We start from the raw sequence: 22,870 nt of genomic DNA on the forward strand, positions 1-22,870 counted from the left end.
GAGGGCCGAGCGGTGTTCCTTGTGGACGTGCCGCCGGGCACAACCGGATCAGGCGATGGAGGAGCCCAGCCACCAGCCGCCGGCGGCCAGCGCGATCCCGAGGATGAACACGAGCAGGGTGAACACCTGGGCTCGACGTCGGGAGCGGCTGCGGATCTCGTCGTAGTCGCGCGACATCGCCAGCAGCGCCGGACGCGGCCGCGCGTCGTCCGAGAAGTCGTCATCCGGGAATTCGACATCCGCGAGATCGTCCTCACGGAAATCGTGGCCGCGGGGTTCGAAACGCGTCGCGGCGCGGGGTGGGGCCACCGGGTCGGGATCGGCGTCCATCATGCGGGTGGCGTTGCGCGGGGTCGGGGGCAGGGGAGCGGGTGGAGGTGCGACCGGCGCGCGACCGTTGCGGTAGGCGATGACCGTCTCGCGTTCGGCTGATCGCGTCGGCGCTGGAACGGTGAACGGGGGCAGGCCGAGGTCGGCGACGATGTCGACGAGTGCGTCGAGCATGTCGTCACCGTCGGCGTAGCGCGCCTCGGGACGTCGGGCGGTCGCGGTGAGGACCAACTCGTCGAACTCGCGGGGGACACCCGGGATGAGACGGCTCGGCGGTGGCACGTCGCGCTGGAGTCGGGCGTAGGCCAGGCCGAGGGCCGTGTCACCGGTGAATGGGGTTGTCCCGGTCAGCATCTCGAAGATCAGGATGCCCATGGAGTAGATGTCGCTGCGGGCGTCGGCGTCGGCGGATTCGACCTGCTCGGGCGACAGGTACGCGGCCGTCCCCAGGATGACGCTGTTGGAGGTGATCCCCGCGGCCGCGATCGCGCGGACCAGACCGAAGTCGACGACCTTGACCTCACCGTTCTCCGAGATCAACACGTTCTCCGGCTTCACGTCCCGGTGGACGAGCCCATGGGCGTGGGCGGCACCGAGCCCACCGAGAACCGGGATGGCCACGGCGGCGGCCGCATGCGGCGGCATGGGGCCGCGCTCACGCAGCAGCTCGCGCAGCGTCCCACCCTCGACGAGCTCCATCACGAGGAAGGCGTAATCGCCGTCGACGCCCTGGTCGTAGACGGGGACGAGACCGGGATCCTTCAGGCGCGCCACCGACCTCGCCTCGAACTCGAAGCGGGACAGGAATTCCTGATCGGCGCTGTAGCGCGGATCCATCACCTTGACCGCGACGGGACGGTCGAGCCGGAGGTCCATCCCGAGGTACACACTCGACATGCCGCCCCGGGCGATGAGCGCGTCGATGCGGTAGCGCCGCTCCAGGCGCGCACCGAGCAACACATCGCGGACGGCATTCATGGTTGTCAGGGTAGCGAGTGGGGCCTGCCACCTCCGACAACCGGATCCGACCCGTTGCGTCGCCCACGGTGCTCGGTAGTGTCATCGCTGTGGTTTCCCTGCCGATGTCCGATGACTTCCTGCCCGCCGACGAACCCGTTCTCGATGTGTCGGAGGTGTCCAAGCGTCTCCACCTGTCCGCCGGGCGGATCCGCACGATGATCGCCGAGCACCAACTCCTCGCGGTCAACCGGTCGGGAGTGCCGATGGTGCCTGCGACCTTCCTCGACGGTTCCGAGGTCACCAAGCACCTCGTCGGGCTCATCGCGGTCTTGATCGACGGTGGCTTCAGCCGCAACGCCGCCATGCGGTGGCTCTTCACCGAACAGGACGACATCGGCGAGTGCCCGGCGCACGCACTGCACGGCCACTCCGCGCGCGAGATGATCCGTCGCGCGCAGGCACTGGCCTTCTGAGTCGACCCGGCGTCAGCGCCTTCTGATGACCGCGGAGATCGCACGGCGCGCGCGGCGGCGGCCACCGACCGACACGCGACGACCCATGATCTGGTGGTCGGCGGCCTCGACCTCGTCGAGGATGTCGCGGTAGAGGTCGAACGCGGCGCGGATGGCGGGCCGGCTGCGCGGCGCTATCAGTGCGACACCGGGCTCGGCATCGCGATAGCGGGACCGGGTGACGGCGATGCAATGCGCCAGCGCGCGAACGAGTTCCGGTGGGCTGACCCCGGTGCGACGGGCCTCGCGAAGCATGTCCTCGCCGACCCCGAACGACGCGAGTTCCTCGGTGGGCAGATAGATGCGGTCGCGGTCGAGGTCCTCGCCGACATCGCGGATGAAGTTGGTCAGCTGGAACGCTTCACCGAGCGCGCGCGCCGGTGCGATGGCCTCGTCCGGATCGGTGGTCCCCAGGATGGGCAGCATCTGCAGACCGATGACCGCGGCCGAACCGTACATGTACTCGTCGAGTTCGTCAAAGGTGCGATACCGGCTGCGGAACAACGGACTCCCGGGCAGGTCCATCCGCATCGACGCCATGAACGCGGTGAAGTAGTCGCGTGGGATGTCGAATCCGACGATGGTGTCCGCGACCGCGAGGATCTGGTCGTCGATGCCCGCGATCCCCTCGAACGGGATCGACCCGCGCGGTCCGCCTGCCACCTCGAGAGCGTCGAGCAACTGCCGGTCCATGTCGTCGACGGTGCCGACCGGATCGGGATCTCCCGGGATGTCGACCACGTCGTCGACCATGCGCGCGAAACCGTAGAGCGCGTGCACCGCGCGACGACGCTCCGGTGGCAACAGCCGCGTCCCGAGGTAGTAGGTGCGGCCGTGTAGGGCGGTGGATTCACGCGCCGCCCGGTACCCGCGCTCGAGGGCGGAGCCCACCTCGGGCGTCATCGGACGCGCTCCATCGCCCGACGCAGCCGCAGCGGGTCCACGCGGCACAACGACCAGCCGGCCAGCCCGGCGAGGAGCGCGGCGAACACGAGATCGGTGGGCTCGTAGAGCAGGATCGAGTCGTCGGGCTGGAAGACGATCAACATGAACACGCAGGCGCCGACGATGACCGCGAGCCACCTGCGGGTGATCGCCGCCGCCCCGGTGAACACCAGTGCCCAGCTGTAATACCAGGGCAGCGTGGACGGTTCGAGGAGCAACACCGCGAACATGGCGACGGCCATGCCGACCACCGCGCTGCGCTCGTCGCGTCGGAAACGCCACCAGATGCACACCAACGCCACGGCCAACACCACCGAGCCGACAGTCCGGCTCACCGACAACACCGGTCCCAGCGGGATGGCGGTGAAGGGTGCCACGAGGTAGGTGATGATGTGCGCGATCGCGGTGGGCAGGGTCAACCAGTTGATGATTCGGTCGGCGTACCCGAGACCGTTGAGCCATCCGAACCCGTGGCCGATGAGCAGGGTGAACACACCGAACACCGCGACGGTCGTCGCCACGATCACCGCGAAGGCGCGCGCGACGTCGACGGCACGGACCTCGCGACGAGAACGGATGTGTGACAACCAGATCCAGAGCACGAACGGGATCGCGATGCCCGCGGTGACCTTGATCGACACGGCGACGCCCAGCACCAGCAAACCGCTCACGTGGTGTCCCCGCAATGCCAACACCACTCCGGCGACCAACACACCCGCCATCAGCATCTCGACGTGCGGACCGGCGACGAGATGGATGACGAGCATCGGGTTGAACACGACCAGCCACGCCGCCACGCGCGGGTCCCGACCGACGTGTGCCGCGAGTCGGGGGACCGCCCAGATCGCCAGTGCCCATCCGGGCAGCATCACCAGACGCATGAGCAGGACGCCGGGAATCGTGTGGTCACCGGTGATCTCGGTGACGCCGCGGGTGATGGCGACGAAGAACGGTCCGTACGGCGCGGTGGTGGTCGCCCACACCTGGGCCATGCTGTCGAGCAACGGGCCGGGTTGTGACGCGGGCCCGTCGACGTAGGGGTTGAGGCCGTCGCGCAGCAGTGCGCCCTGCGCCAGATAGGCGTAGACGTCGCGGCTGTACACGGGGACCGCGAGCATCAGGGGAGCCGCCCACGCCGCTGCGGCCCAGCGCAGTTCGCCGACGCCCGACATCGACGCGTCACCGGCGTCGGTGGTGGCGAGGCGTTCGGCCAGCACGACGCGACCGAGACGGACCCACGCGACGACCATCAGTGCGACACCGGCCCAGAACAGCAACGCCGACAACGACTTACCGTGGCCGTAGGTGACCCAGGCCATCGATGTGTCCTGCAGCCAGGTATTCGCGCGGGGGATGTCGCCGACGCCGAAGCTGCCGAGGGTGACGAGAAGCGACCCGATGAAGCCCAGGCGCGCCGCCCGTCCGACGGGGGTCGCGAGGAACGCCGCGACGGTCGCGCCACGGGTGCGCGGGACCTCGCGCTCGACACCGACCTCCATAGGGGCGATCCTAGTGCCCGACGTCACCCGGACACCTCATGCGGCACTCACCCGGTGATGCGTTCGGCGGCCAGGCGGCCGGAGACCAACACCGGCGGTATGCCGACCCCGGGAACGGTCGAACTGCCCGCGAACACCACGTTGGCCGCGCCGGGCCACAGGTTCGTGGCTCGCAGCGGGCCGGTCTGCGCCAGGGTGTGCGCTGCCGCGAACGGCGTACCGGCCGACATGCCCGCCGCCGCCCACACCCCGGGATGGTCGATCCGCTCGATCCTGGCGGTCTCGGCGATGCCGCGGTAGCCGCGGCTCTCGAGCACGGACAGGACCTCGGCGACGTAGGGCCGGGCGAGTGCATCCCAGGGCAGATCGGCGCTGTCGAGGTTGGGGCACGGCGCGAGGACGGTCACCGATTCGCGGCCGTCGACGATGAAGTGATCAGGGTCGGTCAGACCGGGCCGGTTCAGCAGCAACGACGGATCGCTCATCAACCGTCCCGATCGAGCGGTCAGTTCCCGGAACGTCTCCTCCCATGCCTCGCCGAAGTCGATGGTGTGGTGTCCACCCGGCCAGGCGGCACCGATCTCGGCGGGCACGGTCAGGTGGGTCACCACGGCGCTGGGTGAGTGACGGGTCCTCCGACGCGACCGGGTGGCGGGCATGTCCCTGAGGAGTTCGGTGGTCACCGGGGTGTCGGTGGTGACGATGACTGCGTCGCAGTTGATCTCGCAGCCGTCGGTCTGGACGGCCACGGCACGCGGCAGGCCGTGCGACGACCGATCGAACTCGATCCTCCGCGCGGGGTGGCCGTAGAGGATGGTGCCCCCGGCGGCGGTGAAGGCCTGGGCCATGACGGCACCGATGCGACCCATGCCGCCCCGCGGGTACCAGACGCCCATACCGATGTCCATCTGCGAGATGACGGCGTAGATCGCCAACGCGCGACTCGGGGGCACGCCCGCGTAGAGCGCCTGGAAGGTGAACGCGCGCTGCAGTCGGGTGTCGCTGATGAAGCGACCGATCGCCGGCGTGAGGTGGCGGACGGCGCCCATCCGGACGAGTTGACCGACGCGGGTGCGCATCTCGGAGTTGTCGACGAAGTCGGTGAGGCGGTCGAAGTTCCGGTCGATGAAGTCGTCGAACTCCACGTCGTAGAGGTGCTCGAGCCAGGTCCGCAGGCGGCGGTAGCCCTGCTCCTGGGCCGAGCCGAACACCGATCCGATGGACGACGCGAGCGCATCGGTGTCCCGGTCGACGGCGAAGTCGGTGCCGTCGGCGTAGCGCAGGTGATAAGTCGGGTCCAACGGGGTCAGATCGAGCATCGCGCGGGTGCTGGCGGCGGAGATACCGACCGCGGCCATCGGCGCCTCGATCAGCCCCGGCATGGTCAGCACCGATGCGCCGGTGTCGAACAGATGGCCGCGCATCGACTCGGTGCGTACCCGACCGCCCGGTGTCCGCTGGGCCTCGATGACGGTGACCTGGTGGCCCTCGCCCCGCAGGTACAACGCGGCGGCGAGTCCCGACAACCCCGCCCCGATGACCACGACGTGGTCGGTGGGCCCGGTGACCTGTCGAACGCCGGAACGGGTCGCGTCGCGGCGGCTCATCGCTGACGCCCGGCGATGGCGGTGGCGACCGTGACGAGCTCGGTGCGCGCGGACGGATCGACGGCGGCCGCGTCGAGGGCCTCGAACGACTCGGCGACGAGACGGTCGATGTGATCTTCCACGGCACGCTCGGCTCCGGCGTCGCGCAGGATTGCTCGCGCGCGGTCGAGTTCGTCGTCGGTCAAGGGTCGTCCGATCATCGAGCGGAGCTCAGCGGCGGCGGCGGGATCGTCGGCGTCGGCGGCCTGCAGTCCGAGCGCGAGGAGGGCGGTTCGCTTCCCCGCGACGAGGTCGTCGCCGGACGGTTTGCCGGTCTGGGCCGGATCCCCGAAGACGCCGAGGAGGTCGTCACGCAACTGGAAGGCGATGCCCAGACCGTCGCCGACCGCGCCGAGCGCCTCCGACAGCGTCTCGTCGGCGCCGGCCAGCGCCGACCCCAACTGCAGCGGACGGGCGACGGTGTACCCGGCGGTCTTATAGCGCATGACCCGGAACGCGGCGTCGACCGACTCGTCGCCGGATGCCTCACCGATCACGTCGAGCAACTGCCCGGCGAGGACCTCGGTACGCATCGCGGCCCAGATCGGCTGCACCCGGTCCCGGATCTCGGCGGGCAGGTCCCGGCTCGCGACCACGTCGTCGGCCCAGCTCAGGGCCAGATCGCCGAGCAGGATGGCGGTCGAGACGCCGTAGTGGCCGGCGTCGCCGGACCAGGTCCGGTCGACGTGTTGGGCCTCCAGCGCACGATGCACCGTGGGTCGGCCGCGGCGCGTGTCGGAACGATCGATGATGTCGTCGTGGATCAGTGCGCAGGCCTGGATCAGCTCGAGTGCGGTGCACACGGTCAGTGCCTGGCGTGCGATCGCCTCGTCGGTGCGGCCGCCCGCGCAGCGGTATCCCGACCACGCGAAGGTCGGTCGGACGCGTTTGCCGCCGTTGAGCGTGAACGCGGCGAGCTGGTCTACCAGCGTCGCGACAACCGGCGAGATCTGCGCGGTCGTGGCCCGGTGCACGTCGAACATCTCGCGCAGGACGGTCTCGGCGGCGGCGGGCACCGCCTGCACGCTGTCGGGCACGGGAACCGCTGTCGACGAGGTGATCTCCGAGGTCGGGGTCACACGATCTCCACATGCTGCGGATGGGAGGGGAGCATTCTCCAACCCTACCGATCGTCGGCGCTGGTCCGGCGTCGGCAGGGGCGGCCGCGGGGGTCGGGCGGCGACGCGTGAGACGCCGCGCATCCCGTCGGGGTGTGTCCGTATGCTGGAGCGGTGATCACACCGTCTGGACCACCCTCTGTCGTCTCGCAGTTGTCGCAACCGCACAGCGGTCCCGTTCCGTTCTCGGTGGAGTTCTTCCCGCCCAAGGACGAGGCCGGTGAGGAGCGACTGTGGCGTGCGGTGCGCATCTTCGAACAGTTGCGTCCGGCGTTCGTGTCGATGACCTACGGCGCCGGCGGTGGCACGCGGGACCGCACGGTCCGGATCGCCGGGCAGTTGGCCCGCGACACCACACTGCTGACCGTGGCCCATCTCACCGCGGTCAACCACAGTCTCACCGAATTGCGTGCCCTGATCGGTGCCTACGCCGACCAGGGCATCACCAACATCCTGGCCCTGCGTGGTGATCCACCGGGAAACCCACTGGGAGAGTGGGTCAAGCACCCCGACGGCGTGGCCTACGCCGAGGACCTCGTGCGTTTCGTCGACGAACTCGGTGACTTCCAGGTCGGTGTCGCCTCCTTCCCCGAAGGCCACCATCGTGCGCCCACGCTCGAGGACGACACCAAGTACCTCGTCGCGAAGCTGCGTGCGGGGGCCGAGTACTCGATCACCCAGATGTTCTTCGATGTCGACGACTACCTGCGTCTGCGCGACCGGGTGGTCGCCGCCGACCCCGAGCAGGGCGCCAAGCCGATCATCCCGGGCATCATGCCGATCACCTCGCTCGCGTCGGTGCGACGGATGCTCGAACTGTCCAACTCGACCCTGCCCGCCGACGTCGACGAGCGGCTGTCGCGGGCCGCGGGTGACGACGAGGACCGCAATCGCGAGGCCGTCCGTTCGGTGGGCATCGATCTGGCCACCGAGATGTCCGAACGCCTCATCGCCGAGGGCGTTCCGGCACTGCACTTCTGCAGCCTGAACTTCGCCAAGGCGACCACCGAGGTGCTACAGCGCCTCGGGATGGACGTCCTCGTCCCCTGATCGACCCACCGGGCGTCCCTTCCACCGCAGGGCACCCGAGCGCGTCAGCCGGGCGGAGTCGATGAGCAGTGCGGCGGTGATGGTCATGGCCGCCGGGTGCCCCACCGCGGACGCCACATCGGTCGGGGTGATCCGCCCGGCCTCGTGGCCTCGCGCGGCCATACGCGATCCCGCGGCCAGCACCAGTGCCGCTGCGCCCGACCGCCGCGACGCGGTGGCCAGCGCCGCGACCGGCCACACGTACCCCACCAGCGCGAGTGTGGCGACCACGAGTGCGCCGCCGGTCCCGCCGACCTCGGTGGCCAGCCATCGTCGGTACCCGGATCGCAATTCGTCTGCGCCGCCGTACATCCGACACCGGACGTCCTCATGGCCGCCGCGGACGTGCGTGGTGAACCCGGCCTGCCGGTACGCGCGCGCGAGATCGAGGTCGTCGGTGAGACTGCCCGCCACGGCGCGGTGGCCGCCGATCCGGGCGTGCCGAGAGCGTGTCGTCAGCAGGAACTGTCCGTTCGCGATCGCGGTCGACGGACGCAGGTGCCGCTCGGTGATCGCCAACGGCAGCAGCGCGAACCACGACCACGACAGGAGCGGTTGGACGAGGGTCTCCGCCGTCGATCCGGAGAGCTGTTGCGGCCACACCGACAGCAGGCCCGGTGACCGTCGGCCACCGGCGTCGTCCAGCGCGGCGAACTCGTGCACGGCCCGGGCGAGGGCATCGGGGCCGAGTCGGACGTCGGCGTCGACGAAGCACAGATGGGTCTCGGTGGGCGGGAGCGCCTCGGTGAGCCGGTGCAGCGCCCACGCCTTGCCCGTCCAGCCCGGCGGCGGTGTCGTCGTGCCGGACACCAGCGTGATCCGGTCGTCGTCGGCGATGGCCGCGCGTGCACGTTCGGCGGTGTCGTCGCCCGAACAGTCGTCGTAGACGACCACCCGGAGATCGGGCACGTCGCGCTGGGCGCGCAGATCGGCGATGAGATTCCCGATCCGGGGTCCCTCGTCACGCGCGGGGACGCACACCAGGATCGGCCCGGGAGTCGGAGCGGGCGCGATGGGTAGCCCTCGGAAACGACGGGTGTTGAGCAGGGCCATGGCCGCGTTCAGTGCGCTCAGCCCGAGCGAGAACCGGGTGAGGACGGTCCCCACCGACATCGGCGTCAGCGTCGCTCGGCCGGTGCCCCGGGGCGGGGTGAGGTGTCCCGGGCGAGATAGGCGATGCCGCCGACGATCAGGACGACCGCGAGCGTCAACCCGGCCAGCACCCAGGTCCAGTCACCGAACGCGGCGGTCCCCGGATCGGCGTAGGTCGCCTCGGCGGTCAGGTCGCTGACCTTGCCCGCCTCCGGCTTCCAGGTCACGGTGTCGTCAGCGGACTGGGTTCCGTTGGTCGCGCTGATGCCGCCGGCGAACTGCACCGTGAGCTCCAGCAGATCCTGTCCCGGGGTGAGGCTCGCGAGGTCGGCGTTGCCACGGAACCGGACCACGTCGCCGCTGCGCTTGGTCGTCAGCTGCAGGCTCACCGCAGAGTTCGGATAGGCCTCGAGGAGCAGGTCGCCGAGCTGGTTGAACTGACCGACCGGCAGGGCGGTGTAGGTGACGCGGGTGCCGACCATGCCGTTCTCGTCGTACTCCTCGGCGACGACGCTCCCGGCCATCGACTGCGGGACCTCGATCTGGGGTCCCTTGCCCGACTGTCCCTGTCCGGTCGACTTCTCGGCGACGACGAGGTCGCCCCAGAGACGGTCACCGACGTAGGGGGAGCGGTCCATGCAGGAGCTCAGCGCCAGCGTGCACAGGGCCGCGATCAGCGTCGCGAGCACGACCCGCAGTCCACGGTTCGTCGATGGTGAGCGCTTCTGCGACGCCGATCTCATTCCCAGCACAGGCACATCGTGCCAGGCCGGTGGCATCAACGCCGACATCCGGTGGCCGCGGCGAGTGCGGGCACGCCGAGCACGGCCATCGCGACGAGGCCGTAGGCGATCCCGGACCGCAGGGCGCCGTCCTCGAGGAAGAAGACCTGGGCGACCGCGGACCCCAGCCACGTCCAGACGAACCACGTCAGCGGGATCACGGGCACACGTGCCGTCGTGTCATCCGCGTGGGGGACACCGGTGCGGGCGGGGGCATCGAGCGCCGTCAACACGGCGAACACCACGAGCCCCAGCAACGCCCATCCGGCGTAGTTCGTGAGCGGGATCTGCTCGATGCCCGGCAAGCCGGCGTCGTCGACGCCCCACCGCCACAGGCCCGCGGCGACCATCTGCGGGTCGAGGTACAGATCCCACCCCACGAGCGCGACGATCGCGGCGAGCACCCGCAGCACGGGCCGCCGCGGCAGGACGAACACCGCCACCCGCCACACGCTGTACGCGCCGACGAACCAGGCGGCCGAGATCAGGATCGGCACCGTCGCGATGGACGGGCCGATCCGGTCCTGCGCATAGGTGTAGTCACCGAACGGGATGCCGGTCCGGGTCCCGACCACCTCGAAGGCGAATGCGAGCACGGCGATCGCGACGATGACCACGGCCCCGCGCAGAGCACCCCGTCGGCCGATCGCATCGGCGGCCATGGCGACGACGCCGGCGCACAGCACGACCATCGTCGTGATGTCGCGGTTCGAACCGTGCACCAGGGGGTAGACGATCTGCGCGCCGATCGTCACCGCGAGTCCGGCGACGGCGACGGTGTGTGTCGACGCGGACCGCGTGGTCCGGTCCGGGGCGGTGGCGGTGCCTCGCGTCACCGCGGACCCGGAATCCGGCGACGAAGGGGTGCGGTCACCGCCGCCACGGTCCGACGTACCCCGCCGCCGACACCGTCGGCGTCGCGGATCGCCAGGTCGGCCGCCAGCGCCCCGCTGATGCCGCTCACCCCACCGCCGGGGTGAGTCGACGCCCCCGCGAGGAACAGGTGGGGGACACCGGGGACGCGATGACCGCCCAGATCCGGGTGCGGTCGGAACATGAACATCTGGTCCAACGACATCTCGACGTGCATCACGTTGCCGCCGATGAGCCCCAGCTCGTCCTCGATGCGATCAGGGGTCTGGGTGTGGACGTGCTCGATCTGCTGCGCGAAACCCGGTGCGTGGCGATCCATCTCGGCGACGATGTCGTCGGTGGCCCGATCGGCGATCTCCGCCCAGTTGCGGCCGCCGGCGAGATGTCGTGGGTACCACTGGGCCCACAGCGTGACGAGATGACGATCGGCCGGGGCCAGGGTGGGGTCGATCGCGGAATAGCTCATCGCGACCAGTGCCGGCCGCCGCGGTGCCTCGCCGGCCCGCGCGTCGCCGTAGGCGGCCGCGAGATGGGCGCGATCGGACACCAGCAGTCCGAGGCCGGAGTGCACGCCGTGTGCGGGCAGCCCCTGCGGCAGGCCGGTGTAGGCGGGCAGCGCCGTCGTCGCCACCCGGATCGCGCTGCCGATCCCCGGGCCGATCTCGATGCGGGATCGCCAGCGCCCGACGGTGTCGGCGTCGTAACCGCCCGCGGCGAGCGCGTCCAGCGTGGTGACGATGTGGCACGCGGCGACGACCGAACGAGCACGGTGCACGGTGCCGTCGCCGGTGGTGACCTGCCAGTGGTCGCCCGACCACGTCATCGCCGTGACCGGCTGCTCGAGGGCGAGTTCGCCACCACCGCTGTGTAGTCGGCGGACCAGGGCGTCGGTGAGCGCGCCGCTCCCGCCGATCGCGCGGCCCGGACCCAGGGTGTGCATGAGCGCGGCGATGCCCACCATCGGTGCCGTGCCCGGCTCGCTCATCGGCGGTCCGGACTGGGCGCCGAACCAGGCGAGCGCCGCCTTGAGTCGCTCGGAGTCGAACCAGCTGTCGAGCAACGCGTCCCCGGACCGGAGGAACTCCTGGGACAGGCTCATCCCGGCCTGCCGTCCCGACACCCCGTCGCGCGTCGGCATGCCCCAGAAGGCGCGGGCGAACGAACCGGCCGTCGGGTGCGAACCGAACATCTTCATCACCGACGCCGAGCGCGGGCCCCACACGCCGACGAACCGGCGGTAGGCGTCGGCGTCCGCGGCGCCGCAGGACGCCTCGATCGACGCGCAGGTGGCGTCGAGGCTGCTGTGGAAGACGATCGCCTCACGGCCGTCGGCCGCGGGCGCGAACGCCCACGGATCGCAGTCGATGTAACGCAGTCCGTGGGCATGCAGTTCGAGATCCTCGATGATCGGCGTGTGCCGGATCATGATGTGGGCCGAGGACCCCCGGTCGACGCGGTAGCCGGGAAAACGCTCGACGGTCGACACCGCCCCACCCGGTATCGAGTCCCGCTCCAGCACCAGGACGTCGCGTCCGGCCCGGACGAGGTACCCGGCGGCTACGAGACCGTTGTGTCCCGCGCCGATGACGATGGTGTCGCGCATCGGTCCATTGCTCCTGTCCGCGGCCGTCGTGGACGGCGGCGACGTCGGTGGCCCTCGAGGTGTGGGGCCGTCAGTTCATGGGCAGGCGACGGCCGAGCACCGCGAACGGGCGCGGGTCGCCGGTGAAACCGAAATGGCGCAGCATGTCCCCGAAGCCGAGTCGTCGGTACAGACGCCAGGCGCGGTTGTCGTCGCCGGGCACCTCCGGGGTGGACAGCAACACGCTGTCCTCCGGGCGGTCGGCCAGTAGTCGGGTCAGCATCCTCTGGCCGGTCCCGGTGCCCTGCATCGACGGATGCACGTGCAATTCCGTGAGCTCGAAATAGTTGCGCGTGATGTCGTCGATCTGTGTTCGTGTGTACCCGCCCAGACGGAGTCCCGCACGCAGCTGTTGGTTCCACCACTGGTCCTCGGCGCCGCGGTAGCCGTAGGCGATGCCGATCAGGGTCTCGGTGGTGGACCCCGCGAGCGTCGGGGGATCGCCGCCGCCGGTGGCCGGTGGGCTCACCGGCGTGGACACCGTGGACTGCACGGCGCCCACGGCCTGCCACCCCGGACGGTTCATGTGGTCGCGCCACAGCGGGGTGCGGTGCGTCTGGGTGCCGCGGGGGTAGTTCATCGCCGCGACGTACACGTCGAGGGCCGGCCCCAGCCAACGGTGGACATCGTCGGCCGTGAGGTCCACCAAGCGGACGGACACGAGTTCATCGCCTCCTCTTGAGACCTGTGCGGGGGATGGCTATATTGAATATGTCGAACGGGTGTTCGAATACTCAACCTCCGCGACGAGTCAATCGTTACCCGACGACCGACGGTCGGCTCGGCGGTGAACGAGGGAAGCGTTTGCCGCCGGGTCGGTCCGACGTCCACACCGTCGTACGCCGGTTGTGTCGGTGGTGCCGGGTAGACCTGCAGACATCGGTCCGACACGGACGTGACCGATCTGACGCCGCGGATCGGATGCGCACCGGACCGGCACGTGTTGGAACAGAGTGAATGCACATCGAAGGGGTGATCGACATGGCCGCACCGCAGCGGACGACACCGGACCCACGTGTGGTGACCCGCGCACGTGACCTCCTCGAGAAGGCCGACTCCCTCGCAGCCCTGGCCGCCGATGCGCCGGGCCATGCCGACCAGCTCCGTGAGTTGTATGTCTCAGCGCTTCGGGCGGCCGGTGCCGCGCTCGCCATCGGTGAGTCCTCGCTCGGTCCCCGTCGCGGGACGTCGAACGCCTGGGCGCGGTTGCCACGCGCGATCCCGTCCATGACCACGTGGGCCACCTACTTCGCCGGCCTGTCGCGGCTACGCGCCGACATCGAGGTCGGCATCGTCCGCGACGTCGATGCGCTGCGGGTTCGTGAGACCCGGTCGCGCCTGCAGGACTTCCTCGACGACGTCGAGGCGGAGGTGCTCGCGTACGAGCAGGGCCGTCCCGGTCCGACCCCGCCCGCGCACAACCCGGCACGGTCGGCATGAGTGTCGAGAAGCCCGTGGAGGGGTCTCGACCGGTGTCGTCATCGAGGTCGATCGGAACTCGGGGCGGGTAATAGTGGTCGGTTTGTCGATCACCTCGTATCATCGAGTCAACGGCCCGTAACGCGGGCCAGGGCTGCCCGGACACACGGTTCCGGGCAACCATTTGAGTCGTCCGGCCACGGACCTAGTGCTGAAGGAGGGGCGGTGCCACTCTCGGAGCACGAGCAGCGAATGCTCGAACAGATCGAGAACGCGCTGTACGCCGAAGATCCCAAGTTCGCGTCGAACGTACGACGTCGTCGCATGGGTGGATCGACGGCTCGTCGCCGTCTGCAGGCTGCAGTCGTCTTCGTCGTCGGTCTGGTCCTCCTCATCGGAGGTCTCGTCGTCGACTTCACCGTCGGCGGGTTCCCGATCCTCAGCCTCGTGGGCTTCCTGGTGATGTTCGCGGCCGGTCTGTTCGCCCTCTGGGGTGTCGGATCGTCGTCAACGCCGGAGTCTGCAGGGCCGACATCGCAGCCCTCGGGTGGTCGCCGCGCTCGCGGGGGTCCCTCACGCAAGTTCAGCGAGCGGATGGAAGAACGCTTCAACCGCCGCTTCGAGCAGGAGTAGCACCACTCCGCACACGCAACCGCAACAGCCGCGCATCGACACCGATGTGCGGCTGTTGTCGTGTGTGCACATGCCCTGATTCCCCACTTCTCACCACCACGCGCCCCGCCGCGCCCTTCCGTGCCGTCCAGGGTCGCTTCGTGCTGGAAAACCCCAGGTGACGACGAACGCCTGAGCGTGTTGCGGACGAAATCCCCCCACGCCTTTTATTGCCTCTGAGCTGCGCTGATACAGGAACCAAGTTGGGCTGGGCGGATATAGGGGTGGAAAGTGGGGGGAAGTGGGGTACTGTGGTGCCCGGAGGAAGGGAGTGCCGGACTCACTCCTCCGCCCGGCAGGAGGTGTCGACATGTTTCTCGGCACCTACACGCACAAGTTGGATGACAAGGGACGGCTCACGCTTCCCGCGAAGATCCGAGATCAGTTGGCGGAAGGGATGATGGTGACTCGTGGTCAGGACCGCTGCCTCGCGATCTACCTCCCCGTCGACTTCACGGGGCTCGCGCAACGGGCCGCCGCTGCGTCCAAGGTCGACGAGAAGGCCCGCATGTTCCAGCGCGGTCTCGCGTCGAGCACCGAGGAGATGACCCCGGACGGACAGGGTCGGATCACGCTGTCGGGCAAGCACCGGGAGTACGCCGGCCTCACCAAGAACTGTGTCGTGATCGGCAACATCGATCACGTGGAGATCTGGGACGCCGACGCCTGGGAGCAGTACGACAACCAGCACGAGGAGAGCTTCTCTCGTGCCGACAACCCCGCACTGGGAGCAATCCTGTGACGGACGCAGTACCCCGAACCGTCGCTGGTTAGCACGATGTCGAACGGCGAGTCGAGGCCTCTGCCCGAGATGACCCTGGCGCACTTCCCCAGTGCCAGGTGCATCATGACGACCCTGGCGCACTTCCCCCGCGCCAGGTGCGTCGCCGGGCAGGGACCCGGACTCACCGCACGAACCCACCGGCCCCGCCGACAGCACGGGTCTGCCCCGTGCTGCCGGCGACCGGGCGCGGCACCACAGCACCATCGACGGGACATCCCGTCGCAGGCGGAGAGGCGTTCCGTGGTCAGACGATCGGGCGAGCACGGTCACGTGCCCGTGATGGCCGCACGCATGCTCGACCTGATCACCCCGGCGCTCACCGCGGAATCCCCCGACGGCGCGGGAGCGGTGTTCGTCGACGGCACCCTCGGAGCGGGTGGACACAGTGAACTGGTTCTCTCCACGTTCCCCGGTGTCCACGTCGTCGCCATCGACCGCGATCACAACGCCATCGCCTCTGCCACGCAGCGGCTGTCGACGTTCTCCGACCGGATCACGTTCGCGCGTAACCGCTACGACGAGATCGGGGAGGTGTTGGCGCAGACCGGCCACGACACATATCAGGCCGGGCTCCTCGACCTGGGGGTGTCGTCGATGCAGCTCGACCAGGCCGAGCGTGGGTTCGCCTACTCGGTCGACGCACCGCTCGACATGCGCATGAACGCCGATGACCCACTCACCGCCGCCGACGTACTCAACACCTACGGACACGGCGAACTGGCCAGGGTGCTCTCGGAGTACGGCGAGGAACGATTCGCGGGCAAGATCGCGTCGGCGGTGTTGCGGGAACGCGAGGACCGGCCGTTCGACACGAGTGCGCGCCTGGTCGAACTGCTGTACCGCGCCATCCCCGCGGCGACCCGAAGGACCGGGGGACACCCCGCCAAGCGCACCTTCCAGGCGCTGCGCATCGAGGTCAACGGCGAGATGGAGTCGTTGCGGCGCGCGGTGCCCGCGGCGCTCGACGCACTCGCGCTCGGCGGACGACTCGTGGTGATGAGCTATCAGTCGCTCGAGGACCGCATCGTCAAACGTGAGTTCACCGAACGTATCTCGTCGAGTTCGCCCCCCGGACTCCCGTTCGACCTGCCGGGGACCGCGCCGGAGTTCGCAGCACTCACGCGGGGTGCCGAGCAGGCCGACGCCGAGGAGATCGAGTCCAATCCGCGGTCGGCGCCGGTCCGTCTGCGCGCCGTTGAACGTATCGAGATCAGCAGGGAGAAGCGATGACCGTCACCGACGGGAGTGTCACGATCGGTGACGAGGGACCGGTGGACGACCTCGACGAGGCCGCGGCGACGAACCGACGTCGACGCGCCGACCGAACCGGTGTCGCCGACCGGCCGCGGGAGAATCGTTCGCCGGCCGCGCAGCGTGCCATCGATCGCAGGCGCAAGCGCGCGACGCAGCGGTCGACCGCGACCATCGCGGGACGCCGTCGACAGGACGAGAACTTCCTCAGTCGCGTCACCCGTTCACCAGGAGACCTGGTGCGGCGGGTGCCGTTCGTCGTGCTGGTGCTCGGGATCCTCTCGGTCGGACTGGGGTTGACCCTGTGGTTGTCGACGACCGCGGCCCAGGACTCCTACGAGCTGTCCGTCGCCAAGCAGAACAACCAGGACCTCTCCGACCGTCGAGACGCGCTCAAGAAAGAGTTCGAGGCAGGGAACTCCGCACCCGAGATCGCCGAGAAGGCAACGAAACAGGGGATGATCCCGGCCAAGGACGTCGCCCGCCTGGTCGTCGCACCGAACGGCCGGAGCCGCGTGGTCGGGGAGATCACCGCGGCGACCGGTTCGCCGGCGCCGCCGCTGAGCGGGGGTTCGACCGGCAACACCATCGTCCCGCAACCGGGTTCGACAACCGGTGACGGCCCGAGGTCGGACGCCTCGACGCAGACCGCACCCGGCGCCGACCTCAGCGGTGACGGCACCCAGCCGTCCGGACCGATCGCGGCGAATGTGTTGCCGCAGGCATCGGCTCCGGCCGTGACGCCCGGATCCACCGCTGTCGCACCGCAACAGGGCGGTACCCAAACCGCGCCGTCACAGCAGGCGCGATGATCTGCCGCGGCGCCACGCCGAGTCGGGTGTGCGTCGAAACCGTTTACAGAGTGGACAATTGAGATCATGACGACGAGCACCGACACCAACCGGCCGACCGCCGGACTGTCCTCGGGACGCGCGCGGTGAGCGCGGGGAACCGTCGCCGCCCGCCGTCGAGCGCGCGCAACTCGACGCGATCCGGTGCCCGTAACCGCTCCGACTCGACGGGACATCCGCGCCGCGCCCATTCCGGACCGATCCGGTCGGACGCGACCGTCACCGCCCGCGGCGACGGTGCGGCGCAGTTCATCACACGTACGCGACTCGGAGTCGTGGTCCTCGGCGTCGCGGTCGCGTTGGTCGCGGGCAAGCTGCTCATGGTGCAGACGGTCGAGTCCTCCGGACTGTCGGCCGAGGCGGCCGATCAGCGGACCGTCACCGAGGTGCTGCCCGCCAAGCGCGGCGCGATCGAGGACCGCAACGGCAATCCCATCGCCTACACCGACGAGGCCAAGGCGCTGACGTTCCAGCCGATCAAGGAACGCAAGGCGATGGACGAGGCGCACGCGAAGAACGCGTCGTCGCCCGATGCCTCGACCCGACTCAAGCAGATCGCCCAGGGCGTGCAGGATGCCCTCGGAGGAGCCGTCTCGGCGGACTCGGTGCTCCAACAGCTCACCAGCAACGAGACTTTCGTCTATCTCGCGCGGTCGGTCAGCCCCGAGGCCGCGGGCAAGATCACCGACGAGTTCCCCGAGGTCGGCGCGGAACGTCAGGACATCCGGCTCTACCCGGGTGGCCCGCTGGCGGCGAACATCGTCGGCGATGTCGACTTCGACGGCAACGGACTCATCGGCCTCGAGTCGTCGATGGACTCGAGCCTGGCGGGCGCGGACGGTTCGCAGACCTACGACCGGGGTTCGGACGGCGCGGTCATCCCGGGCAGCACTCGCAACGTGCACCCCGCGCAGAACGGCAAGACCGTCGCGCTGACCATCGACTCCGACATCCAGTGGTTCGTGCAGCAGCAGGTCCAGATGGCCAAGGACCGGTCCGGGGCGAAGAACGCCTCCGCGGTGGTGCTGGACGCGAAGACCGGTGAGGTCCTGGCCCTGGCCAACGACAACACCTTCAACCCCGCCAAACCCATTGCCGAACAGACCGATGCGCAGCTGGGCGATCTGCCGGTCACCTCTCCGTTCGAGCCGGGGTCGGTCAACAAGCTGGTCGCCGCGTCCGCGGCCATCGAGTACGGGATCACCACCCCGAACCAGGTCCACCAGGTCCCCGGCAACATCTCGCTGGCCGGGGTCACGGTCAACGACGCCTGGGCGCACGGGGTGGCGCCGTTCACCACCACCGGCATCTTCGGCAAGTCGTCGAACGTCGGAACCCTGATGCTGGCCAAGCAGATCGGGGAGGACCGGTACGCGAACATGCTGCAGCGATTCGGACTCGGTCAACGCACCGGCGTGGGCCTGCCCGCCGAGAGTGCGGGCGATGTACCGGCCCGCAGCCAGTGGTCCGGCGGCACCTTCGCCAACCTGCCCATCGGACAGGGCCTCTCGATGACGCTGCTGCAGATGACGAGCATGTACCAGGCGATCGCCAACGACGGTCTCCGCGTGCCGCCCCGGATCCTGAAGTCGGTTTCCGGGAGTGACGCGCCCGACTCGCCCGCAGGCGTGCGGGTCGTGAGCCCACAGACCGCGACGACGGTGCGCGACATGTTCCGCGCCATCGTGCAGTCCGATCCCACCGGCGAGCAGCAGGGCACCGGCTCGAAGGGCGCGATCCCCGGATACCAGGTGAGTGCGAAGACCGGCACCGCGCAGCAGGTCAACCCGAACTGCGGCTGCTACTCGAACTCCAGCTACAACATCACCTTCGCCGGTATCACCCCTGCCGATCACCCGAAGTTCGTCGTCGGGATCATGCTCGACAACCCGTCGCGCAGCAGCGACGGCACCGGCGGGCAGTCGGCGGCACCGCTCTTCGAGACGATCGCGTCCTGGATGTTGCAGCGCGAGCGCATCCCGCTCTCGTCGGCCCCGACCCCCAAGCTGGTCCTGCAGGGCACCTGAGCGCCCTGCCCGGTGGTCACGGCCCGCGGCGGTGGGCGACGGTGTCGGCACGCGCAGTATGTTGACCGTTGGGCTCGGCGGCGTCCGCCGGGTCGTCGAGACGGATGATTCACAGTTGATCAGGAGGTGTGCACCGACCATGGCCACCGCCAGACGACACAGCCCCGACCCGACCCGCCCCGTGACGGTCGAGCCGCACCCTGTGCAGGTTCTCGCGACCTCCTGTCACGCCCGACTCGACCTCGTCGGTGCCGCCACCGGGGACCTCGCGGTCACCGGCGTCACCCTGCGCGCCCAGGACGTCATCGCCGGCGATCTGTTCGCGGCCCTGCCCGGCGCACGCGTGCACGGCGCACACTTCGCGGTGGACGCGATCGGTGCAGGCGCGGTCGCGGTCCTCACCGATCCGGCCGGCGCCACGATCATCGAGTCCGCCGTCCCCGCCGGGGCGGACCTGGCGTTGCTGGTGCACCCCGATCCCCGCAGTGTCCTGGGGGCGGTCAGCGCCCGGGTCTACGCCAACCCGTCTCTGCGACTGCGCCTGATCGGTATCACCGGCACCTCCGGCAAGACGACCTCGGCGTATCTCACGGAGGCGGCGCTGATGGCCGCGGGCCACACGGTCGGGTTGATCGGCACCGTCGAGACCCGGATCGCCGGTGTGCGACAGAAGAGTTCACTCACCACGCCCGAGGCGCCCGCGCTGCAGGGCCTGTTCGCGGCGATGCTCGAGAAGGGTGTCGACACCGTGGTGATGGAGGTGTCGAGCCACGCCCTGGCGCTGGGTCGGGTGCGGGGGAGTCACTTCGCCATCGGCGCGTTCACCAACCTCTCGCAGGACCACCTCGATTTCCACCCGACGATGGCCGACTACTTCGACGCCAAGTCGCTGCTGTTCCGGTCGACCTCGTCCGAACACGCGAACCGGTCGGTCGTCTGCGTCGACGACGAGTGGGGAGTGCGGATGGCCGAGATCGTGGGTTCCGGGGTCGTCACCGTCTCGACCCGCACGAGTGCGGCCCAGTGGTTCGCCGGACCGTCGGAGTCCCGTGACGACGGATCGCAGGTCGTGTCCGTCCGTGACCCGGTCGGTGAGACCCACACCATGGTCGTCCCACTGCCCGGTCGGTACAACGTCGCCAACGCCCTGATCGCGGTCGCGGTCGCCCACACCGCGGGTGTGTCGATCCCCGATGCGGTCGCCGGTATCGGCGACGTCCGCGTCCCCGGCCGAGTCGAACTCGTCGACGCCGGACAGGATTTCCTCGCGGTCGTCGACTACGCCCACAAGCCGGCCGCTCTCGACGCCGTCATCGCCACGCTGCGAGCCCAGACCTCCGGCCGTGTCGCGGTGGTCGTCGGCGCAGGCGGTAATCGCGACACCGGTAAGCGGCCGGTCATGGGCGCGGCGGCCGCGCGAGGCGCCGAGTTGGTCGTCATCACCGACGACAACCCCCGAGACGAGGACCCGGCGGCGATCCGGGCCGCGGTGGTCGCGGGCGCGACCGACGTCGCCGAGGCCGATCGGCCCGCCGGATCGGAACCGATCGTCGAGATCGGCGACCGCGCCGAGGCCATCGCCCACGCCGTCGCCTGGGCGCGTACCGGGGACGTGGTGCTGGTGGCGGGCAAGGGACACGAGACCGGGCAGGAGATCCACGGGGTCAAGACGCCGTTCGACGATCGTGCGGTACTCGCCGAGGCACTGGCGACGCACGGGAACGAGGCACGATGAGTGACACCGGGATCTGGGTTCTCGACACCGGCGGTCGCGCCGGGAGCGACATCGATCACGACACCGTCCGCGGTCTGATCCGCGACCTCGTCGGGATGACCCGTGACCGGGGTGTCGGACGCAGCTGGGCGGTGCTCGCCGAACTCGATGCACCCGAGCTGACCGACGAGAACGACCGGGCACTCGCCCACGATCGCGTCGGTCGCCTCGCCGTGCGCCTCGCGGTCGACACCGTCATCAGCGTGGGGGAGTCGCGATCGGTCCGCGCCCTGCACCAGGGGGCGGTGATGGAGGGTTCGTGGGGCGAGGAGGCACTGCTGGTCGCCGACGCCGCCGAGGCCCTCGAGATCCTCGACGCCCAGATCGGAGACGGTGACGTGGTGCTGATCGCGGGCGGTCGGGCCGGCGATTTGTCGGCAGTGACGAATGCACTGTTGGATAACGACCGATGGACCGCGACCCTGACGGCGGCGCCGGAGCGGTGAGATCACCGATCGGCGGCGGGGGACACGCATGAGGCGAGGCGACGGATGGGACTGAGCAGGTGACGCAGATCTTGATAGCGGGCGCCGTCGCGTTGGCGGTGTCGATCCTCCTCACACCGGTTCTGATCAAGTTCTTCTCCCGGCAGGGCTTCGGTCAGGAGATCCGGGTCGAGGGGCCGCAGAGCCACCAGACCAAGCGCGGGACCCCGTCGATGGGCGGCGTGGCGATCATCGTCGCGCTCTGGGCCGGCTACTGGGCCTCGCACATCGTCGGTGCCTTCAACGGCGGCCAGGGGCCCAGCGCCTCGGGCGTGCTGGTCCTGTCGCTGGCCACCGTCCTCGGTGGCGTCGGCTTCCTCGACGACTTCATCAAGATCCGCAAGGGCCGCAACCTCGGGCTCAACAAGACCGCCAAGTCCGTCGGCCAGCTCATCGCGGCGCTGCTCTTCGGCGTCCTCGCCCTCAACTTCCGCAACGGCAACGGTGACGCCCCGGCGAGCCCCAACCTGTCCTACGTCCGCGACATCCCCGCGGTGACGCTCGGGTCGGTGGCGTTCGTCATCTTCTGCTGGCTGGTCGTCGCGGCATGGTCCAACGCGGTCAACTTCACCGACGGACTCGACGGGCTGGCGGCCGGGTCGATGGCCATGGTGCTCGGGTCGTACGTGCTGGTGACGTTCTGGCAGTACCGCAACGCGTGCGCGGGCGGCCCCAAGGTCGGCGGCGACGTGAGCCCCGGCTGCTATCACGTCCGTGACCCGCTCGACCTCGCGCTCATCGCCGTCGCCGGGGGTGGCGCCTGCCTGGGTTTCCTGTGGTGGAACGCCGCGCCCGCGAAGATCTTCATGGGCGACACCGGATCGCTCGCGCTCGGCGGCATGCTGGCCGGCCTGTCCATCACCACCCGCACCGAACTGCTCATGGTGGTCGTCGGCGCCCTGTTCGTCGCCGAGATCGTCTCGGTCGTGCTGCAGATCGCGTTCTTCCGGACCACCGGCCGTCGCGTGTTCCGGATGGCGCCGTTCCATCACCACTTCGAACTCGGGGGCTGGGCCGAGACCACGGTCATCATCAGGTTCTGGTTGCTGACCGCCATCGCGTGTGCGCTGGGTCTGTCCCTGTTCTACAGCGAGTTCCTGGCCTCCAACGGTGGCTGAC

General features: G+C 69.6%; 21 protein-coding genes. 11 read left to right on the forward strand and 10 right to left on the reverse strand.

All coding sequences use genetic code 11. The features are described 5' to 3' along the window. Positions 1 to 48: 48 nt before the first annotated feature. Positions 49 to 1,308, reverse strand: coding sequence for a protein kinase domain-containing protein (locus IEV93_RS13160; RefSeq protein WP_188490126.1), 1,260 nt, complete (start codon positions 1,306 to 1,308; stop codon positions 49 to 51). A gap of 89 nt (positions 1,309 to 1,397) precedes the next feature. Between IEV93_RS13160 and IEV93_RS13165 the strand changes: the two genes are divergently transcribed. Further along, on the forward strand, positions 1,398 to 1,763 hold the full coding sequence (locus IEV93_RS13165; RefSeq protein WP_188490127.1) for an Rv2175c family DNA-binding protein: 366 nt from the start codon (positions 1,398 to 1,400) through the stop codon (positions 1,761 to 1,763). Positions 1,764 to 1,775: 12 nt separating this feature from the next. Here IEV93_RS13165 and IEV93_RS13170 read toward each other — a convergent pair whose 3' ends face one another. The 4 genes from IEV93_RS13170 to IEV93_RS13185 are packed head-to-tail and all read right to left on the reverse strand — an operon-like array spanning position 1,776 to position 6,971. Then, positions 1,776 to 2,705, reverse strand: coding sequence for a phytoene/squalene synthase family protein (locus IEV93_RS13170; RefSeq protein ID WP_188490128.1), 930 nt, complete (start codon positions 2,703 to 2,705; stop codon positions 1,776 to 1,778). After that, positions 2,702 to 4,246, reverse strand: coding sequence for an alpha-(1->6)-mannopyranosyltransferase A (locus IEV93_RS13175; RefSeq protein ID WP_188490129.1), 1,545 nt, complete (start codon positions 4,244 to 4,246; stop codon positions 2,702 to 2,704). Before IEV93_RS13175 ends, IEV93_RS13170 begins: the two co-directional genes overlap by 4 nt. A 47-nt stretch (positions 4,247 to 4,293) precedes the next feature. Next, on the reverse strand, positions 4,294 to 5,853 hold the full coding sequence (crtI, locus tag IEV93_RS13180) for a phytoene desaturase family protein (protein ID WP_188490130.1): 1,560 nt from the start codon (positions 5,851 to 5,853) through the stop codon (positions 4,294 to 4,296). Further along, positions 5,850 to 6,971, reverse strand: coding sequence for a polyprenyl synthetase family protein (locus tag IEV93_RS13185; RefSeq protein WP_229705082.1), 1,122 nt, complete (start codon positions 6,969 to 6,971; stop codon positions 5,850 to 5,852). The genes crtI and IEV93_RS13185 overlap by 4 nt, the downstream gene beginning before the upstream one ends. Positions 6,972 to 7,127: 156 nt before the next feature. Between IEV93_RS13185 and metF the strand changes: the two genes are divergently transcribed. Continuing rightward, entirely contained in the window at positions 7,128 to 8,060 is a 933-nt protein-coding gene (gene metF / locus IEV93_RS13190) for a methylenetetrahydrofolate reductase [NAD(P)H] (protein WP_188490585.1), read from the forward strand. Here the strand turns inward: metF and IEV93_RS13195 are convergent. From IEV93_RS13195 to IEV93_RS13215, 5 genes are all read right to left on the reverse strand, one after another. Then, positions 8,025 to 9,212: a glycosyltransferase family 2 protein gene (locus IEV93_RS13195; RefSeq protein ID WP_188490132.1), complete on the reverse strand. Its 1,188-nt coding sequence runs from the start codon at positions 9,210 to 9,212 to the stop codon at positions 8,025 to 8,027. The genes metF and IEV93_RS13195 overlap by 36 nt on opposite strands. 5 nt (positions 9,213 to 9,217) lie before the next feature. After that, a complete protein-coding gene (locus IEV93_RS13200; RefSeq protein ID WP_371873841.1) occupies positions 9,218 to 9,934 on the reverse strand; it encodes an LppM family (lipo)protein in 717 nt (238 codons plus the stop codon). 35 nt (positions 9,935 to 9,969) lie between these two features. Then, on the reverse strand, positions 9,970 to 10,809 hold the full coding sequence (locus IEV93_RS13205; RefSeq protein ID WP_229705083.1) for a carotenoid biosynthesis protein: 840 nt from the start codon (positions 10,807 to 10,809) through the stop codon (positions 9,970 to 9,972). After that, the gene (locus tag IEV93_RS13210; protein ID WP_188490134.1) at positions 10,806 to 12,449 is read right to left on the reverse strand and encodes a phytoene desaturase family protein; all 1,644 of its coding nucleotides are present in this window, start codon (positions 12,447 to 12,449) and stop codon (positions 10,806 to 10,808) included. Before IEV93_RS13210 ends, IEV93_RS13205 begins: the two co-directional genes overlap by 4 nt. A 70-nt stretch (positions 12,450 to 12,519) precedes the next feature. Continuing rightward, positions 12,520 to 13,149, reverse strand: a complete 630-nt coding sequence (locus IEV93_RS13215; RefSeq protein ID WP_188490135.1) for a GNAT family N-acetyltransferase — start codon at positions 13,147 to 13,149, stop codon at positions 12,520 to 12,522. Between the two features lie 320 nt (positions 13,150 to 13,469). On the opposite strand from IEV93_RS13215, the gene IEV93_RS13220 reads away from it, so the two are divergent. From IEV93_RS13220 to mraY, 9 genes are all read left to right on the forward strand, one after another. Further along, a complete protein-coding gene (locus IEV93_RS13220) occupies positions 13,470 to 13,928 on the forward strand; it encodes an SAV_6107 family HEPN domain-containing protein (protein ID WP_188490136.1) in 459 nt (152 codons plus the stop codon). A 204-nt stretch (positions 13,929 to 14,132) separates the two neighbouring features. Next, entirely contained in the window at positions 14,133 to 14,540 is a 408-nt protein-coding gene (locus IEV93_RS13225; RefSeq protein WP_188490137.1) for an SCO2097 family morphological protein, read from the forward strand. A gap of 349 nt (positions 14,541 to 14,889) precedes the next feature. Continuing rightward, entirely contained in the window at positions 14,890 to 15,321 is a 432-nt protein-coding gene (mraZ, locus tag IEV93_RS13230; protein ID WP_188490138.1) for a division/cell wall cluster transcriptional repressor MraZ, read from the forward strand. A gap of 321 nt (positions 15,322 to 15,642) precedes the next feature. Continuing rightward, on the forward strand, positions 15,643 to 16,593 hold the full coding sequence (rsmH, locus tag IEV93_RS13235) for a 16S rRNA (cytosine(1402)-N(4))-methyltransferase RsmH (RefSeq protein ID WP_229705173.1): 951 nt from the start codon (positions 15,643 to 15,645) through the stop codon (positions 16,591 to 16,593). Further along, positions 16,590 to 17,426, forward strand: coding sequence for a cell division protein FtsL (ftsL, locus tag IEV93_RS13240; RefSeq protein WP_188490140.1), 837 nt, complete (start codon positions 16,590 to 16,592; stop codon positions 17,424 to 17,426). Before rsmH ends, ftsL begins: the two co-directional genes overlap by 4 nt. Before the next feature lie 125 nt (positions 17,427 to 17,551). Then, complete coding sequence (locus IEV93_RS13245) at positions 17,552 to 19,492, forward strand: peptidoglycan D,D-transpeptidase FtsI family protein (protein WP_371873814.1); 1,941 nt, start codon at positions 17,552 to 17,554, stop codon at positions 19,490 to 19,492. Between the two features lie 139 nt (positions 19,493 to 19,631). Continuing rightward, positions 19,632 to 21,227 carry a UDP-N-acetylmuramoyl-L-alanyl-D-glutamate--2,6-diaminopimelate ligase gene (locus IEV93_RS13250; protein WP_188490141.1) on the forward strand — a complete coding sequence of 532 codons (1,596 nt, stop codon included), beginning with the start codon at positions 19,632 to 19,634 and terminating at the stop codon, positions 21,225 to 21,227. After that, positions 21,224 to 21,712, forward strand: coding sequence for a UDP-N-acetylmuramoyl-tripeptide--D-alanyl-D-alanine ligase (locus IEV93_RS13255; RefSeq protein WP_188490142.1), 489 nt, complete (start codon positions 21,224 to 21,226; stop codon positions 21,710 to 21,712). The genes IEV93_RS13250 and IEV93_RS13255 overlap by 4 nt, the downstream gene beginning before the upstream one ends. A gap of 59 nt (positions 21,713 to 21,771) precedes the next feature. Continuing rightward, on the forward strand, positions 21,772 to 22,869 hold the full coding sequence (mraY, locus tag IEV93_RS13260; RefSeq protein WP_188490143.1) for a phospho-N-acetylmuramoyl-pentapeptide-transferase: 1,098 nt from the start codon (positions 21,772 to 21,774) through the stop codon (positions 22,867 to 22,869). Position 22,870 lies beyond the last annotated feature (1 nt).

Origin of the sequence: Williamsia phyllosphaerae (genome assembly GCF_014635305.1) — a bacterium.
GTDB lineage: Bacteria > Actinomycetota > Actinomycetes > Mycobacteriales > Mycobacteriaceae > Williamsia_A > Williamsia_A phyllosphaerae.

Bases quoted from the DNA above. Each gene is read 5' to 3' on its own strand.
- rsmH (WP_229705173.1), top strand. From the start codon at position 15,643: ATGGCCGCACGCATGCTCGACCTGATCACCCCGGCGCTCACCGCGGAA.
- IEV93_RS13200 (WP_371873841.1), bottom strand. From the start codon at position 9,934: ATGAGATCGGCGTCGCAGAAGCGCTCACCATCGACGAACCGTGGACTG.
- IEV93_RS13210 (WP_188490134.1), bottom strand. From the start codon at position 12,449: ATGCGCGACACCATCGTCATCGGCGCGGGACACAACGGTCTCGTAGCC.
- IEV93_RS13255 (WP_188490142.1), top strand. From the start codon at position 21,224: ATGAGTGACACCGGGATCTGGGTTCTCGACACCGGCGGTCGCGCCGGG.
- ftsL (WP_188490140.1), top strand. From the start codon at position 16,590: ATGACCGTCACCGACGGGAGTGTCACGATCGGTGACGAGGGACCGGTG.
- IEV93_RS13175 (WP_188490129.1), bottom strand. From the start codon at position 4,246: ATGGAGGTCGGTGTCGAGCGCGAGGTCCCGCGCACCCGTGGCGCGACC.
- crtI (WP_188490130.1), bottom strand. From the start codon at position 5,853: ATGAGCCGCCGCGACGCGACCCGTTCCGGCGTTCGACAGGTCACCGGG.
- IEV93_RS13220 (WP_188490136.1), top strand. From the start codon at position 13,470: ATGGCCGCACCGCAGCGGACGACACCGGACCCACGTGTGGTGACCCGC.
- IEV93_RS13170 (WP_188490128.1), bottom strand. From the start codon at position 2,705: ATGACGCCCGAGGTGGGCTCCGCCCTCGAGCGCGGGTACCGGGCGGCG.
- IEV93_RS13160 (WP_188490126.1), bottom strand. From the start codon at position 1,308: ATGAATGCCGTCCGCGATGTGTTGCTCGGTGCGCGCCTGGAGCGGCGC.
- IEV93_RS13250 (WP_188490141.1), top strand. From the start codon at position 19,632: ATGGCCACCGCCAGACGACACAGCCCCGACCCGACCCGCCCCGTGACG.
- mraZ (WP_188490138.1), top strand. From the start codon at position 14,890: ATGTTTCTCGGCACCTACACGCACAAGTTGGATGACAAGGGACGGCTC.
- IEV93_RS13195 (WP_188490132.1), bottom strand. From the start codon at position 9,212: ATGTCGGTGGGGACCGTCCTCACCCGGTTCTCGCTCGGGCTGAGCGCA.